At 61.3% G+C, this 16,007-nt stretch carries 17 protein-coding genes; all 17 read right to left on the bottom strand.

Annotation, left to right across the window (positions count from 1 at the left end):
- Positions 1-3: 3 nt before the first annotated feature.
- Positions 4-1,281: a histidine--tRNA ligase gene (hisS, locus tag ACPW74_RS07020; RefSeq protein ID WP_042076595.1), complete on the bottom strand. Its 1,278-nt coding sequence runs from the start codon at positions 1,279-1,281 to the stop codon at positions 4-6.
- Positions 1,282-1,419: 138 nt separating this feature from the next.
- Complete coding sequence (ispG, locus tag ACPW74_RS07015) at positions 1,420-2,550, bottom strand: flavodoxin-dependent (E)-4-hydroxy-3-methylbut-2-enyl-diphosphate synthase (protein WP_010675049.1); 1,131 nt, start codon at positions 2,548-2,550, stop codon at positions 1,420-1,422.
- A 10-nt stretch (positions 2,551-2,560) separates the two neighbouring features.
- A complete protein-coding gene (locus ACPW74_RS07010) occupies positions 2,561-3,481 on the bottom strand; it encodes a RodZ domain-containing protein (protein WP_319915608.1) in 921 nt (306 codons plus the stop codon).
- Positions 3,471-4,262 carry a PilW family type IVa pilus biogenesis/stability lipoprotein TapF gene (gene tapF, locus ACPW74_RS07005; RefSeq protein WP_080768047.1) on the bottom strand — a complete coding sequence of 264 codons (792 nt, stop codon included), beginning with the start codon at positions 4,260-4,262 and terminating at the stop codon, positions 3,471-3,473. Before tapF ends, ACPW74_RS07010 begins: the two co-directional genes overlap by 11 nt.
- An 11-nt stretch (positions 4,263-4,273) precedes the next feature.
- Positions 4,274-5,377: a bifunctional tRNA (adenosine(37)-C2)-methyltransferase TrmG/ribosomal RNA large subunit methyltransferase RlmN gene (locus tag ACPW74_RS07000; protein WP_041213014.1), complete on the bottom strand. Its 1,104-nt coding sequence runs from the start codon at positions 5,375-5,377 to the stop codon at positions 4,274-4,276.
- Positions 5,378-5,544: 167 nt separating this feature from the next.
- Entirely contained in the window at positions 5,545-5,973 is a 429-nt protein-coding gene (ndk, locus tag ACPW74_RS06995) for a nucleoside-diphosphate kinase (RefSeq protein WP_045524435.1), read from the bottom strand.
- A gap of 277 nt (positions 5,974-6,250) precedes the next feature.
- Positions 6,251-7,534 carry an aminopeptidase PepB gene (gene pepB, locus ACPW74_RS06990; protein WP_039038726.1) on the bottom strand — a complete coding sequence of 428 codons (1,284 nt, stop codon included), beginning with the start codon at positions 7,532-7,534 and terminating at the stop codon, positions 6,251-6,253.
- Positions 7,531-8,832, bottom strand: a complete 1,302-nt coding sequence (gene pepB, locus ACPW74_RS06985) for an aminopeptidase PepB (protein ID WP_219603704.1) — start codon at positions 8,830-8,832, stop codon at positions 7,531-7,533. Before pepB (ACPW74_RS06985) ends, pepB (ACPW74_RS06990) begins: the two co-directional genes overlap by 4 nt.
- A gap of 157 nt (positions 8,833-8,989) precedes the next feature.
- Positions 8,990-9,328: an ISC system 2Fe-2S type ferredoxin gene (gene fdx / locus ACPW74_RS06980; RefSeq protein WP_005299781.1), complete on the bottom strand. Its 339-nt coding sequence runs from the start codon at positions 9,326-9,328 to the stop codon at positions 8,990-8,992.
- 1 nt (position 9,329) lies between these two features.
- The gene (hscA, locus tag ACPW74_RS06975; RefSeq protein WP_223919277.1) at positions 9,330-11,177 is read right to left on the bottom strand and encodes a Fe-S protein assembly chaperone HscA; all 1,848 of its coding nucleotides are present in this window, start codon (positions 11,175-11,177) and stop codon (positions 9,330-9,332) included.
- A 28-nt stretch (positions 11,178-11,205) separates the two neighbouring features.
- The gene (gene hscB, locus ACPW74_RS06970; RefSeq protein WP_010675057.1) at positions 11,206-11,724 is read right to left on the bottom strand and encodes a co-chaperone HscB; all 519 of its coding nucleotides are present in this window, start codon (positions 11,722-11,724) and stop codon (positions 11,206-11,208) included.
- A 190-nt stretch (positions 11,725-11,914) separates the two neighbouring features.
- Positions 11,915-12,238 (bottom strand): iron-sulfur cluster assembly protein IscA, encoded by a 324-nt coding sequence (gene iscA, locus ACPW74_RS06965; protein ID WP_010675058.1) that lies wholly within the window; start codon positions 12,236-12,238, stop codon positions 11,915-11,917.
- 15 nt (positions 12,239-12,253) lie between these two features.
- Positions 12,254-12,637, bottom strand: coding sequence for a Fe-S cluster assembly scaffold IscU (gene iscU, locus ACPW74_RS06960; protein ID WP_010675059.1), 384 nt, complete (start codon positions 12,635-12,637; stop codon positions 12,254-12,256).
- Positions 12,638-12,691: 54 nt separating this feature from the next.
- Positions 12,692-13,906 (bottom strand): IscS subfamily cysteine desulfurase, encoded by a 1,215-nt coding sequence (locus tag ACPW74_RS06955; protein WP_010675060.1) that lies wholly within the window; start codon positions 13,904-13,906, stop codon positions 12,692-12,694.
- Positions 13,907-13,958: 52 nt separating this feature from the next.
- Positions 13,959-14,462 (bottom strand): Fe-S cluster assembly transcriptional regulator IscR, encoded by a 504-nt coding sequence (gene iscR, locus ACPW74_RS06950; RefSeq protein ID WP_025327241.1) that lies wholly within the window; start codon positions 14,460-14,462, stop codon positions 13,959-13,961.
- Between the two features lie 94 nt (positions 14,463-14,556).
- Positions 14,557-15,282 carry a tRNA (cytosine(32)/uridine(32)-2'-O)-methyltransferase TrmJ gene (gene trmJ, locus ACPW74_RS06945; RefSeq protein ID WP_042880722.1) on the bottom strand — a complete coding sequence of 242 codons (726 nt, stop codon included), beginning with the start codon at positions 15,280-15,282 and terminating at the stop codon, positions 14,557-14,559.
- A gap of 178 nt (positions 15,283-15,460) precedes the next feature.
- The gene (gene ubiT / locus ACPW74_RS06940) at positions 15,461-15,973 is read right to left on the bottom strand and encodes a ubiquinone anaerobic biosynthesis accessory factor UbiT (protein WP_104453299.1); all 513 of its coding nucleotides are present in this window, start codon (positions 15,971-15,973) and stop codon (positions 15,461-15,463) included.
- Positions 15,974-16,007: the final 34 nt, after the last annotated feature.

Here is a 16,007-nt window from a genome sequence, read left to right as displayed (position 1 = left end):
AGCTTACTCTCCTTTCGCTGCCAGCAGGGCGATGGCGGCATCGACCGAGACGGTCTGTTGCTCGGCCTGGCCACGCAGATATTTGATGGTGATCTCCCCGCTTTGCACCTCGGTCTCCCCAAGGATCAGGGCAATGGCCGCGCCGCTCTTGTCGGCACGCTTGAGTTGTTTCTTGAAGTTGCCGCCGCCGCAGTGGCTCATGAGGCGCAAGTCCGGCAGGGCATCGCGCAGGCGCTCTGCCAGGGCAAAGCCAGCCTGCTCCGTCCCCTCACCCACCATGCAGAGATAGACATCCACCGCCGGGCGGATGTCAGCATTGAGCTCGAGGGTTTCGAGCATCAGCACCAGACGCTCCATGCCCATGGCAAAGCCCACCGCCGGGGTCGGCTGGCCACCGAGCTGCTCCACCAGGCCGTCGTAGCGACCACCGGCACAGACGGTGCCCTGGGCACCCAGGCTGTTGGTCACCCACTCGAACACGGTCAGGTTGTAGTAGTCGAGGCCGCGCACCAGACGCTCGTTCACCTCGAACTGGATGCCGGCCGCCGTGAGCAGGCGCTTGAGCCCTTCGAAATGAGCCAGGCTCTCTTCGCCCAGGTGATCGAACAGACGGGGCGCCCCCACCAGGATGGCCTGCACTTTTTCGTCTTTGGAGTCGAGCACCCGCAGGGGGTTGCTGTACATGCGGCGCTGGCTCTCTTCGTCCAGCTGATCCTTGTACTGCTCCAGGTAGGCCACCAGGGCATCGCGATAGGCGGCGCGCTCGGCACTCTGACCAAGGGTATTGAGCTGCAGGGTGACGTGATCCTGGATGCCGAACAGACGCCACAGGCGGTGGGTCAGCATGATGAGCTCGGCATCGATGTCCGGCCCGTTGATGCCGAACAGCTCGACCCCGAACTGGTGGAACTGGCGATAGCGACCTTTCTGGGGACGCTCGTGACGGAACATGGGGCCCATGTACCACATCCGGCGTTCCTGGTTGTAAAGCAGACCGTGCTCGATGCCGGCACGCACACAACTGGCGGTCCCTTCCGGACGCAGGCTCAGGCTGTCGCCGTTGCGGTCTTCAAAGGTGTACATCTCTTTTTCGACCACGTCGGTCACTTCACCGATGGCACGCTTGAACAGATGGGTCTGCTCGACGATGGGCATGCGCACTTCGCTGTAGCCATAGCTGGCCACGACCTGGCGCAGGATCTGTTCTACTTTCTGCCATACCGGGCTCTGCTCCGGCAGGCAATCATTCATACCGCGAATAGCTTGGATCTGTTTTGCCACGTTGATACTCGAGAAAAAGAGGTAAAATTTGGCCGCATTATAGGGATTTTCGACCCCGAGGTAAAATCGGGTGCCCGGATGCGGGATGTAAAATCAACAACCTAAAGCCGGGGCCACCCCAGGTGGCCCCGTCATGGTTCAACCTTTGTCCACCTGGATCTGGTTGGCCGGATCCAGCATGGCAGCCCGGGCACGGATACGACGCTCCAGGGTCGGGATCAAATCCTTGTTGTCGAGCCGGTCGACCCGCTGGCCCCCCTCGTAGAAGGCACTCTTGTTGGCGGCGCCCGCAAGGCCGAGATCGGAAACCAGCGCCTCCCCCGGACCGTTCACCACACAGCCGATGATGGAGACATCCATCGGGGTGATGATGTCTTCGAGCCGCTCTTCCAGGGCATTGACCGTGCCGATGACGTCGAACTCCTGACGGGAGCAGGAGGGACAGGCGATGAAGTTGATGCCGCGGGAGCGGATGCGCAGGGACTTGAGGATGTCGAAGCCCACCTTCACCTCCTCCACCGGATCGGCGGCCAGAGAGATGCGCAGGGTGTCGCCAATCCCTTCGCTCAGCAACATGCCAAGGCCGATGGCGGACTTGACCGCGCCGGCGCGAAAACCGCCCGCTTCCGTGATGCCCAGATGCAGGGGTTGATCGATCTGCTTTGCCAGCAGGCGATAGGCACCGACCGCCAGGAAGACATCGGACGCCTTGACGCTCACCTTGAAGTTCTGGAAGTCGAGGCGATCCAGGTAATCCACGTGGCGCATGGCGGACTCCAGCAGCGCCTCCGGGGTCGGCTCGCCGTATTTCTCCTGGAGATCACGCTCAAGGGAACCGCCGTTGACGCCGATGCGGATGGGGATGTTGTAGTGACGGGCACAATCCACCACCGCACGCACCCGCTCTTCGTTGCCGATGTTGCCCGGGTTGATGCGCAGGCAGTCGGCCCCGTATTCGGCCACTTTGAGGGCGATGCGGTAGTCGAAGTGGATGTCGGCCACGATGGGGATGCGGGTCTGCTGCTTGATGAGCTTGAACGCTTCCGCCGCCTCCATGGTGGGGACGGAGACCCGGACGATGTCGGCCCCGACCCGCTCGATCCGCTGGATCTGCTCGACGGTAGCGGCCACGTCCGTGGTCTTGGTGTTGGTCATGGTCTGTACCGTGATGGGGGCATCGCCCCCAACCGGCACGTTGCCGACCATGATCTGTCTGGATTTGCGACGAACGATGGGTGATTCGTGTGCGGGCTTTTCGTGAACAGACATGGCGGACTGATTACTCCTGCGGCAGTGAGAAGCGGGCAGTCCGGCCGTTGTTGTAACGGCTCATGTCGAAGGACTTGCCCTGATATTCGAGATTGACCGCCATGGGCGCGCCAATGATGAATCTGAGTGGCTCGGGTCCTTCCAGTACCAGTTCGTCGTTCGCCTTCTTCAGACCGCTGAACAGGGTCTTGCCGTTGGCATCCTTGACGTCCAGCCAGCAATCGGCGGTGAAGCTCATCTTGAGCTGGGGCGCCTTGGCGGGCTCGGTGGTCGTGCTCTCGGCCGTCGAGACCGCACCGGAAACGTCCGTCGGGACGGCTGCGCTGGCATCCGTAGCGACCACAGGCAGGGTCGCGGTGGCACCGCTCACCACAACCTGGGTGGACACGGCATCGGACACTGCGGGCAGCACGGGCTCGGCGATCTCCACGGCGGGGGCAACATTCGCTTCCGGCGTATTGACGGTCGCGCTCATCTCGGTCGCCGCCAGGGCGTCGTCTCCGGCAGAGCGGCGCGCCGTGCTCTGCCACCACCAGGCGACGGAGAGCCCGATCAGCACCAGGATCACCAGCCAGGTCACCACCTTGAGCCGGCTGTCATTGGCCTGCTGGCGGGAGCGACGGGAGAAGCTCTGCATGTCGATATTGTCGGGGGGAGTCAGTCCCAGCTTTTCGTAGGCGGCGAGGATGGTCTCCTCGGGGATGCCCACGAGCTTGGCATAGGCCCGCAGATAGCCACGAATGAAGGTATGGGACGTGTGCTTGTCATAGGTATCCGCTTCGATGGCGGCGATCAGGGTCAGACGAAGGTGAATGCGGGACGCAACCTGTTCCCGGGTCCAGCCGAGCTGTTCACGGGCGTTGCGCAGCAGCTGGCCTGGGCCCGCTGCCTGGGAGTCGTCTTGGAAATCGTGTGGCTGTTCAGTAGTCATTGGCTAAGTAACGCTTGGCTTGTTGCGAAGTGGGATATTGCCTTACCAGCTCAGTCCCGAATTGGTGAAGTAATGCCGGTTTGTCCATGGCCTGGGCCAGCCGCAGCCGGAGCCAGAGGCTCTCCTCGTTCTCCTCTGCCACATCGGCAAAGCGCGCGAGGTAAGACTGGACATCAGGAAGCTTGCCATCTTTCATGGAAAGCTCGGCCATGTCCAGCAATAACCTAGGATTGCGGGGATTATACCCCAAGGCCAGACGATAATACTCGCCAGCCTTGTCATTTCTGTGATTTTGCATCGAGCAGAGCGCCGCATTCTCGTAGGTATCGGCGATCTTCACGTAATCGGGCTGGCTGACGGCCTGCAAGAACGCCTTTTCCGCTTCGTCGAAGCGGCCACGGTTGCAGAGGAAGGCGCCATAGTTGTTCATCGCGTCAGCATTGGACGGATCCATGGCCAGCGCTTTCTTGTAGCTCGCCTCGGCGGCCTTGAAATCCGACACCTGCTGGTAGAAATAGGCAAAACCGATGTAGACCTGAGGATTGTTGGGATCGTACTGAAGGGCGCGGTCGAGATTGAATTTGGCCTGCTCGGCATTGCCCTGGCGCAGATACTGGATACCCAGATCGAGACGAGTCTGGGCGGCGGCCTTGAGGTCGGGGCCCACTTCACGTTGGGTCGAATTCTGGCCAGCGTAAGTGGTCTCTGTGACACAGCCTGGCAGCGCACAGAGCGCTGCCACTACGATCAATGTACGGATATCCATTTCCTGTCTATACAATGGCTTAGGAGTTAAACCATTTTGACGGAAATCCCATCCTGTTGCATCCGATTTTTCATGGTGCGCTTGGTGCGGTCAATCACCTCCCCCACCAGCTGCCCACAGGCGGCGTCGATGTCGTCACCACGGGTCTTGCGCACGATGACGGTCAGGCCGTATTCCATCAGCACCTTGGAGAAACGGTCGATACGGCTGTTGCTCGGCTTGCCAAACGGGTTGCCCGGGAAGGGGTTGAACGGGATCAGGTTGATCTTGCAAGGGGTTTCCTTGAGGACCTTGGCCAGCTCATGGGCATGCTGCATGTCGTCGTTGATGTGATCGAGCAGCACATACTCCACGGTCACCCGGCCGCCGTTGGCGTTGGACTTGGCCAGATAGCGGCGTACCCCGGCAAGGAAGGACTCGATGTTGTACTTGTCGTTGATCGGCATGATCTCGGAACGCAACTGGTCGTTCGGTGCATGCAGGGAGATGGCCAGGGCAACGTCGATCTGGTCCCCCAGCATGTCCAGCGCCGGCACCACACCGGAGGTGGAGAGAGTGACGCGGCGCTTGGAGATGCTGAAGCCGAAGTCATCCATCATCAGCTTCATGGCAGGTACCACGTTGGCGAGGTTGAGCAGCGGCTCACCCATGCCCATCATCACCACGTTGGTGATGGGGCGTTTGCCGCCCACCACTTTGGCGGCACGCCACACCTGGCCGATGATCTCGGAGACTTTCAGGTTGCGGTTAAAGCCTTGCTGGGCGGTGGAGCAGAAGGTGCACGCCAGGGCACAACCCACCTGGGAGGAGACGCACAGGGTCGCGCGGTCCGCTTCCGGAATGTAGACGGTCTCCACCTCCTGATCTCCCACCTGCAGCGCCCATTTGATGGTGCCATCGGCGGAGCGCTGTTCACGGCTGATCTCGGGGGCACGGATCTCGGCAATGGCCTTGAGCCGCTCGCGCAGCGCCTTGTTGACGTTGCTCATCTGATCGAAATCATCACAACCGAAGTGATAGATCCACTTCATTATCTGGTCTGCCCGGAACGGCTTCTCGCCCAACTCGACGAAGAAGGCACGCATGGCATCCCGGTCGAGATCCAGCAGGTTGGTTTTTGTTTCGCTCATCAGGGGCCTCAGCTCACACACTTCATAAATTATCGGCTGACCTACGTCAGGGGGCGGCATTGTACAAATAATGGGTCTGGCTTTCCACCTGGAGAATAAGTGGATATTGGCAGGATGACCAAAAAACAAAAGGGAGCCGAAGCTCCCTTGGTCACCAGCAGACAACATCAGCCGCGCGGGCAGATCTCGTCGTCGGAGAAGAAGTAGGCGATTTCACGGGCCGCAGAGGCCGGGGCATCGGAGCCGTGGACGGCGTTGCGATCGATGCTCTCGGCGTAGCAGGCGCGCAGGGTGCCGGCCAGTGCCTCTTTCGGGTTGGTGGCGCCCATGATTTCACGGTGACGGCGGATGGCGTCTTCACCTTCCAGCACCTGTACCATGACGGGGCCAGAGGTCATGAAGCCGACCAGACCATCATAAAACGGCTTGCCCTGGTGCTCGGCGTAGAAACCGGCGGCCTGTTCGCTGGTCAGGTGCAGCATCTTGGCGGCGATGACTTTCAGGCCGGCGCTTTCGAAGCGGCTGTAAATGGCACCAATCAGGTTCTTGCTGACCGCATCCGGCTTGACGATGGAGAAGGTACGTTCGATAGCCATTGAGTTCTTTCCTTAACTACAGAGTTTTATTGTAGGAATCCATGTTCGGCGGCGATTATACGTAAACAAAAAACGAAATAACACACAAAAAATCAACTTTTTGTTAAACAAAAGAATCCTTGAAACAACATGGTGACTCATCTTGTGCCAGGGCAGAGAGAAAAAATGTGCGCTTGCGCACGATCGGCATGCTAATGCCTCAAAACCGTATCAATTGCTCAGCAAAGCAGCACTGGAAAGGGCACCCTGAGGTGCCCTTGTGATGCCGTTCACTGGCTCAGCGCGTCTCCGCCATCAGGGTATGGGCGATGGTGCGCATCCCCAGGGTATTGGCCCCGGGCGCCCACAGACTGTCACCGTTCTCGCTGAAACAGGCGGCGAGATCGACATGCAGCCAGCCTCTTCCCTCATCAGGGACAAAGCGGGAGAGGAAGCCTGCCGCATTGGAGGCCCCCCCCGGTCCGCCGCCCGGCACGGGGCGGCTGTTGGCGGTGTCGGCATAGTGGGACGGGCACTGCTGGCGATGCCAGGGCTCCAGCGGCAGCGGCCATGCTGGCTCCTGCTCCGCATCCGAATAGGCCATGGCGCGGCTCACCAGCCCCTTGTCCAGTCCAAACAGGGCGTTGTAACGCCCCCCCAGCGCCATCACGGCCGCCCCGGTGAGGGTGGCAGCGTCGATGATGAGCGGCGCACCAGACTCGCCGGCCAGTTGCAAGCCGTCGGCCAGGATCAGACGCCCTTCGGCGTCGGTGTTGACCACCTCCACCGTGGTGCCGTTCTTGTAGGTGAGGATGTCACCCAGCTTGTAGGCATGGCCGGATACCAGGTTCTCGGCGCAGCAGAGGATGAGCTTCACCCGCTTGTCGAGGCCACGCAGAATAGCCAGCGCCAGCGCGCCGGTGACGATGGCGGCGCCGCCCATGTCGTGTTTCATGGTCAGCATGCCCTGGGAGGTCTTCATGGAGTAGCCGCCGGAATCGAAGGTGATCCCCTTGCCCACCAGGGCGGCCGCTACCGGCGCCTTGGGATCCTTGCCCGGATTGAAATCCAGCTCCAGCATCACGGGCTCGCGGTCACTGCCACGACCCACTTGATAGAGACCGACCCAGCCCGCCTGTTGCAGCGCCTCTCCCTTGAGGATGCGATGGCTGATCCGGTCCGGTGCCAGCTCGGTGAGGAAGGCGGCGGCTTCGACCGCCAGCTCCAGCGGCCCCAACTGCTCCGGGGTGGCGTTGGTCATCTCCCGCACCCAGCGCCCGCACAGCCAGCGCGCCTCCAGCTCCTCCCTGTCCTCCTCGGACGAAGTGGCCCACTGCAACCCCACTTCCGCCTTGGGCGTCTGCAGCCCCTGGGCAAAGGCCCACTGCTGCTCCCGCTCCCAGTGGCCAGCCAGGACCACCTGCTGGATCCCCTGGCTGCACAGGCGCCGCGCCGCCTGCTGGATATCCAGCAAGGGAGTGGCGCTCACCAGATGGATCACCATGCCGTCGGCACGGTGGGAGAGCAGTGCCCCCTCCCCCCACTCGGCCGGTGCAAACTCTCGGCTCAACCAGACGTTCATGCGCACACCTCCTGCAGCCAGCGGGCAATCGTGCGAAGACCATGGCCCTTGGCCCCGGTCGCCCAGAGATCATTGCCCGACTTCTGATAGGAAGCGGCCAGGTCCAGGTGCACCCAGCCCTTGCCTTCGTCACGGACGAAGCGCGACAGGAACGCCGCTGCCGTGGTGGCGCCGGCAGTGCCTTCGGCGGATGCCACATTGCCCAGCTCGGCAAAGGCCGAGGTGAGCTGGCCTGCGTGCCAGGGTTCGAGCGGCAGCGGCCAGGCCTTCTCGTTTTCGGCGTTGGCGGCAGCCAGCGCGCGCACCTGCTCCGCCTCATCGAGAGCAAACACGGCGTTGTAGTCGCGGCCCAGCGCGGTCTTGGCGGCGCCGGTCAGGGTGGCAGCGTCGAGGATGTAGGCAGCCCCGCTTTCGCTGGCGGCCAGCAGGCCGTCTGCCAGCACCAGGCGACCTTCCGCGTCGGTATTCTGGATCTCGACCGAGATGCCGTTGCGATAAGTGAGGATGTCGCCGAGCTTGAAGGCGTGGCCGGAGACCAGGTTCTCGGCGCAGCAGAGGATGAGCTTGACCCGCTTGTTCAGGCCACGGCTGATGGCCAGCGCCAGGGCGCCGGTCACCATGGCGGCGCCGCCCATGTCGGACTTCATCGGCAGCATGTTGTCGGAGGACTTCATGGAGTAGCCGCCGGAATCAAAAGTGATCCCCTTGCCCACCAGCGCCGCGACCACGGGGGCGTTGGCATCCCCGGTCGGGTTGTAGTCGAGCTCCAGCAGCACCGGCTCGCGCTCGCTGCCACGGCCCACCGACCAGATCCCGATATGACCCGATTCACGCAAGGCTTCGCCAGCGGTGATGCGGGCGGTCACCTTGTCACCGCCGAGGCTGCGAATGAGCAGCAGAGCGGACTCCGCCAGACTCATGGGGTAGATGGCTTCCGGGCAGCCGTTGGTCACCTCGCGCACCCAGTGGGTCGCCTTGAGCAAGGCGGCGAGTTCGGCCGCTTCCTGCTCACTCTGCTCGCCGAAGTCGAGCTCGCGAACCCCCTTGGCGGCATAGAAGCCCTGGGCAAAGGCGTAACGACGCTCCCCATTCCACCCCTCGCCCACCAGCTTGATGCGCTTGATGCCGCTCGACTCGAGGCGTCTGGCCCCCCGCTGGATGGCGCGCAGCGCCTCCTTCTCCTGGCCAGCGGCCAGATGGAGATGAGCCTCATCCCCGTTGAAACTGAGCAGGGCACCCTCGCCCCAGTGGGCGGCGGCAGCCTGGGACGACAACCTTACGTTCATCATGTCAGCCATGTTCTCTTGCTTCCTTTTTATTGGCACTTTCATCAACGAATAGGGAAATCACGGGCGCAAAAAAGGCCGCTCCCTCAAGGGTCACGGCCTTCACCATATCATTACTGCACCATGAGATGCTGCACGCGCAATTCACTCATGTGTAATTAAGGGGTCATCAGTGGCGCTCGGACGCCAGATTCAGGGTGTACTTGGGCAGTTCCACCACCAGATCCTCGTCCGCCAGTCTGGCCTGGCAGCTGAGACGGGATTCCGGCTCCAGCCCCCACGCCTTGTCCAGCATGTCGTCTTCCAGCTCGTCGCTCGGCTCGAGGGAGTCGAACCCTTCCCGCACCACGCAGTGGCAGGTAGTACAAGCACAGGACTTCTCGCAAGCGTGCTCGATCTCGATGCCATTGCGCAGCGCGATATCCAGAATGGTTTCACCGGTCGCACCTTCGAGGGCCGCGCCGTCCGGACAGAGCTCGGGATGGGGCAGAATAATCAGTTTTGGCATATCACACCTTGTTGACGTTTTGTCCGGTCAGCACCTTGCGGATGGAGGCATCCATCCGGCGGGCTGCAAATTCGCCACTGGCAGCGTCCGCCGCCTCGATGGCCTCTTTGATCTGGTTGGTGGTGCCCGTGCTGCGCATGGTCAGCAGATGGGCGATAGCGGCATCCAGCTCGGCCCGCTCGGCGGGGCTCAATAAAGCCTCGCCATCGGCGGCCAGGGCGGCGTTGAGGCTCTCGACCACCCGGTCGGCCTCGACCTGCTGCTCCGCCAGCATGCGGGCGTCCATGTCCTGCTGGGCATTGACGATGGAAGCGCTCAGCATGTTGAGGATGTCATCTTCCCCCAGCCCGTAGGAGGGCTTGACCTGGATCTCGGCCTGCACGCCGGAGGATTTCTCCATGGCGCTGACCGACAGCAGACCGTCCGCATCCACCTGGAAGGTGACGCGAATGTGGGCGGCGCCGGCCGCCATGGGCGGAATGCCGGTCAGGGTGAAGCGGGCCAGGGAGCGGCAATCCGCCACCAGCTCGCGCTCCCCCTGCACCACGTGGATGGCCATCGCGGTCTGGCCATCCTTGAAGGTAGTGAACTCCTGGGCGCGGGCCACCGGAATGGTGGTATTGCGCGGGATCACCTTCTCGGCGAGGCCGCCCATGGTCTCCAGACCCAGCGACAAGGGGATAACGTCCAGCAGCAGCATCTCGGCGTCAGGCTTGTTGCCCACCAGGATGTCGGCCTGGATGGCGGCACCGATGGCCACCACCTTGTCGGGGTCGATGCTGGTCAAGGGCGTGCGGCCGAAGAACTCGCCCACCCGCTCGCGCACCAGCGGCACCCGGGTCGAGCCGCCGACCATCACCACTTCCAGTACCTCTTCCTGCTCGAGACCCGCATCGCGCAGGGCGCGCCGACAGGCCTGCAGGGTGCGTTTGACCAGGGGCTGGATCAGCTCGTCAAACTGGCTGCGGGTGACGGTACCCTGCCAGCCGGCAAAGGCGCAGACAAGGGCATCGGCATCGGTGAGGCCGTGCTTGATGCTGGCCGCCGCATCCAGCAACTCGCGCTGGGTACGGGCATCGAGTTGACCGGACAACCCGGCTTGCTCTTTGAGCCAGTCCGCCAGCAGATGGTCGAAATCGTCACCACCGAGTGCCGAGTCGCCACCGGTGGCCATCACCTCAAACACCCCGCGATGCAGACGCAGGATGGAGATATCGAAGGTTCCGCCACCCAGGTCATAGACGGCGATCACCCCTTCCTGGCCGGAGTCGAGGCCATAGGCGATGGCCGCCGCGGTGGGCTCGTTCAGCAGGCGCAGCACATGCAGACCGGCCAGTCTGGCCGCGTCCTTGGTACCCTGACGCTGGGCATCGTCAAAATAGGCGGGCACCGTGATGACCACGCCGTCGAGGTCTCCCCCGAGGGACGCGGCACCGCGCTCGGCCAGTTTTTTCAGGATCTCGGCCGAGACCTGCACCGGATTGACCAGCCCCTGGCGGGTCCGCAACTGAGGCATACCCGTCTCGGTAGCCACGAACTCGTAAGGCTGCTGGCGGGTATCGATGTCGGCCAGCGCCTTGCCCATCATCCGCTTGACCGAGACGATGGTGTTGTGGGGATCGAGGGCCGCCTCACGCTTGGCATCGAAGCCAACCCGGATGGTATCGGCCTGGTAATGGACCACGGAAGGCAGCAGATCACGCCCCTGCTCGTCACAGAGGGTGTCGGCCTGGCCGCTGCGCACGGCGGCGACCAGGGAGTTGGTGGTGCCAAGATCGATGCCGACGGCACGTTTATGCTGGTGAGGCGCGGCGCTCTGGCCTGGCTCGGCAATTTGCAGTAATGCCATGGGTAATCACAATTCCTGCGTTAGAGGGTCAAGACTCGAACAGCGAGTCTTCGAATCGTTCCAGCTCCTCGAGGAGCTTGTCGACAAATTTGAGCTTGCGAACGCAATCCGCCGCCTGCAGATCCTCACCCCTGGTGAGAGAGTCGGTCAGCCGTTGCATCAACGCCTGGTGATCATGCCTGATCTCCTGGCGAAAATCCTTGATGGCCCCCTCAGGGTCGGCGTCGCCCTTGAGATCAGCCAGCCGCTCTCGCCACTCCAGCTGTTGCATCAGAAAGGCAGGATCTTGCAGTGTCTGCTGCTCGCCGCGAATATCGGTGCCCCGCAAGGAGAGCAGATACTCGGCTCGGCGCAAGGGGGCCTTGAGGGTGGTAAACGCATCGTTGATCTGGGCAGCACGCTGCACGGCAGCAAGCTGCTCCCGCTCGGGGGCTGTCGCAAAACGATCGGGATGGAACTGGGTCTGCAGCTGACGATAGGTGTCAGCCAGTTGGCGAGTATCGAGCTCGAAGCCCTCAGCCAGCCCGAACAGCTCGAAATGATTCATCCTTCGTCCTCAGACAATAGCGCTGGGAGTGCAACCACACTCGTCTTGAACTTGAAAGCAGTGGCATGGACTGGCGTCCACACCACTGTGTTGATGAGCAAGGTGTTGATCACAAGAGACTCGCCGCAACAGGGCTCACCCTTGGGGCTGCGAGGCGTTGCAAACATGGGCGATCGGTCAATCGAACCACTTACACGCTGAAGCTTTCGCCACAACCACATTCGCCCTTGGCATTCGGGTTGTTGAACTGGAAGCCCTCGTTGAGGCCTTCCTTCACGAAGTCCAGCTCGGTGCCATCCAGGTGGATCAGGCTCTTGGCATCCACGATGATCTTGACGCCTTTCTGCTCGAATACCTGATCCTCGGCAGCCAGCTCATCCACGAACTCGAGCACATAGGCAAGGCCAGAACAGCCGGTCGTCTTGACGCCGAGGCGCAGGCCGATGCCCTTGCCCCGGTTGATCATGAAGGAGGAAACCCGCGCCGCTGCGGCATCTGTCATGGTTATGGCCATACTGCTCTCCGGACCTTAAAGACCTTTCTTCTGCTTGTAATCGGCGATGGCGGCCTTGATGGCATCCTCCGCCAGAATGGAGCAGTGGATCTTCACCGGCGGCAGCGCCAGCTCTTCGGCGATGTCGGTGTTCTTGATACCGGCCGCTTCGTCCAGGGTCTTGCCCTTGACCCACTCGGTCACCAGGGAGCTGGAGGCGATGGCGGAACCACAGCCGTAGGTCTTGAACTTGGCATCTTCGATGATGCCATCGTCGCTGATCTTCAGTTGCAGCTTCATGACGTCACCACAGGCCGGTGCACCGACCATGCCGGTGGCGACGCTGGGATCGTTCTTGTCAAAACCACCGACGTTGCGGGGATTCTCGTAGTGGTCGATTACTTTTTCACTGTAAGCCATATCTAACTCCTGCTAATTCCGTTGTTCACCAGACCCTTGCCATGCTGGCAAGGATCAGTGATGTGCCCATTCGACCGTGTTCAGATCGACGCCATCCTTGAACATCTCCCACAGGGGGGACATCTCGCGCAGACGACCGATGGAGTCGCAGATGAGCTTGATTGCGTAGTCGATCTCTTCTTCGGTGGTGAAGCGACCGATGCTGAAACGGATGGAGCTGTGTGCCAGCTCGTCGTTCAGGCCCAGGGCGCGCAGCACGTAGGAAGGTTCCAGGCTGGCCGAGGTACAGGCAGAACCGGAAGAGACCGCCAGATCCTTCAGTGCCATGATGAGGGATTCCCCTTCCACATAGGCGAAGCTGACGTTCAGGTTACCCGGTACACGCTGATCCAGATCCCCGTTGATATAGACTTCTTCGATGTTCTTGATGCCATCCCACAGACGCTGGCGCAGGGCCATGATGTGCTGGCTCTCGCTCGCCATCTCTTCCTTGGCGATGCGGAAGGCTTCCCCCATGCCGACGATCTGGTGGGTTGCCAGGGTACCGGAGCGCATGCCGCGCTCGTGGCCACCGCCGTGCATCTGGGCTTCCAGACGAACACGGGGCTTGCGGCGCACATACAGGGCGCCAATGCCTTTCGGGCCGTATACCTTGTGGGCGGACATGGAGAGCAGATCAACCTTGAGTGCTTCCACGTCGACCGGGATCTTGCCCACGCTCTGGACGGCGTCCACGTGCAGCAGGATCTTGCGGGAACGGCACAGCTCGCCGATGGCAGCGATGTCTTGCACCACCCCGATCTCGTTGTTGGCGTGCATGATGCTGACCAGGATGGTGTCATCACGCAGGGCGCCTTCGATCTGCTCAAGAGTGAACAGGCCGTTGGGCATGGGCTCAAGGTAGGTCACCTCATAGCCTTCCCGCTCCAGTTGGCGGCAGGTATCCAGCACGGCTTTGTGCTCGGTCTTGGAGGTGACGATGTGCTTGCCCTTGCCGGCGTAGAAATGGGCGATGCCCTTGATGGCCAGGTTGTTGGACTCGGTCGCACCGGAGGTAAAGACGATCTCGCGCGGGTCCGCGCCGATCAGCTCTGCCACTTGATTACGGGCCAGATCCACCGCCTCTTCGGCCTGCCAGCCGAAACGGTGGGAACGGGAGGCTGGGTTGCCGAACAGGCCGTCCATGGTGAGGCACTGCATCATTTTTTCTGCGACACGCGGGTCCACCGGACAGGTTGCCGAATAATCAAGGTAAATAGGCAGTTTCATCTTTTTCTCCGTTACGACGGGGTCACACAGCGACTCGTCGTGGAAAGCACGTTTATAGTTGGACTTTCAAGCTCACATCACCGCGTTCGGCCCGATCAACCAGGGACAACACGGTCTTCATTTGTTCATCTTGCTTGCCGGCGATACGGCGCACATCGGCCTGACCAACCAGCTCGGCCAGGGTGATATCCCCCAGAAAACTGGAGATGCGTTCGCTCAGATCCCGCCACAAGGAGTGGGTCAGGCACTGGGTACCACCGTGGCAGCCCCCTTTGCCGAGGCACTTGGTCGCATCGACCGATTCATCGACCGCGGTGATCACCTGACCGACCGAGATCTCGCCAGGGGCCAGACCGAGGCGATAGCCGCCACCGGGGCCACGTACGCTGCTCACCAGACCATGCTTGCGCAGACGAGCAAACAGTTGTTCCAGATAGGACAAAGAGATGCCCTGGCGCTCTGAAATATCAGCCAGGGGCACGGGCCCCTGCTCTGCATGCAACGCCACGTCGAGCATGGCTGTCACCGCGTAACGTCCTTTTGAGGTCAGTCTCATATGCCTTACCGTCTTGCGAACCAATCAATATGTGGCATATGGTCACATACCCGACTAAATCAGTCAAGTATATGCTTGAGTAAATCAGTCGGGATTAATCCTGTGCCCTGGACTTCTGGACAGAGGTGAGAATGCCCCGCAGGATGTTCAACTCCACCGCTTCGGGTCTGGCCCGATTGAACAGACGACGCAGTTTGCTCATCACATGGCCTGGGTGGTCATCGGCAATGAATCCCGTCTTTTGCAACGTCTGCTCCAGATGCTGATAAAACCCTTCCAGTTGCTGGGCGCTGGGGTACTCGACCCGCTCATCCTCCGGCTCCTGGTTCTGTACTTCCAGCCAGCGCATCCGCACCTCGTAACAAAGGGTCTGCACTGCCATGGCCAGATTGAGGGAGCTGTATTCTGGATTGGCGGGAATGGCCACATGGAAGTGGCATTTTTGCAGTTCGTCATTGGTGAGGCCGGTGCGTTCACGGCCAAACACCAGCGCGACCGGGTGCTCCATGCCCTCGGCAACCAGCTTCTCGCCCGCTTCACGGGGATCCAGCATGGGCCAGCTCAAGGTGCGGGAACGGGCACTGGTGCCGATGACCAGACCACAGTCGGCAATGGCCTCGTCCAGGGTCGGCACGATTCGGGCGCGAGCCAGGATATCGCTGGCCCCCGCCGCCAGGGCGACGGCCTCCTCATCCGGCTGGGCCTGGGGATCGACCAGCACCAGTTGAGTCAGTCCCATGGTCTTCATGGCCCGCGCCGCGGATCCCATGTTGCCGGTGTGAGAGGTGTTTACCAACACGATACGAATCTGATCCAACATGCCCAGTCAATCTTCAGTCAAAAATGGCGCGCAATTGTAACATAACCAATCGCTATTTTGGCACCGCTTCCAACCAGGCATTTCTGCACAAACAGGCAGATGACGCCTCCCCACCCTGCGTGGTCACGCTGACAGTGGGGTACTGCGGCTAAAGTTCGCCTGTTCGCAGCACTCGGGCTCAGCTCATTGTCGCGGCAGTGGGCACGTGCGTCTCGCGGGCACGCTCGATAAAGGTCGCCAGATCCATCAGGGGGTATTTCATCAATCCCAGCCCGTCCAGATCCAGGCTGTCCATCAGATTTTTCACCTCCAGGCCCAACTCTGTATCCCCCTCTATCTTCAGCCGGCGCTGGAAGAAGAGGGAATCCGGGTCTTCACGGCGCCCGGCGATCAGAACAAGATCCTGGCTATTGCCGCTGAAACAGACATCGGCGTGCTCACACTTCCTCGCCACTACCAATTTGCCCTCCTGCTCGCTGATAAACCAGCATAGCCCCAGATCGCTGACTTCCACTTTCAGCCACTTGCCCGTAAGAAACGCAAATTCCCCCTCTTCGATGGCCTCCCGGAATACCCTGCCCAGCAGGGCCTCCATCAGGTTTTGTTGCAGCGGGAAGGGCACCAGCTTGAGGGGGTGGCGCAAGAGACGGGGTGCCTGTTCGACCAGGCGACGTTGCAGATGTTGAAACACGATAAACTCCCAGTTTTTTGCGCATTCAAGCACA

This window comes from Aeromonas sp. INTO2 (genome assembly GCF_049860605.1).
GTDB lineage: Bacteria > Pseudomonadota > Gammaproteobacteria > Enterobacterales > Aeromonadaceae > Aeromonas > Aeromonas caviae.
The sequence above is the reverse complement of the archived record's forward strand: the minus strand, read 5'-3'. Positions and strand labels throughout refer to the sequence as shown.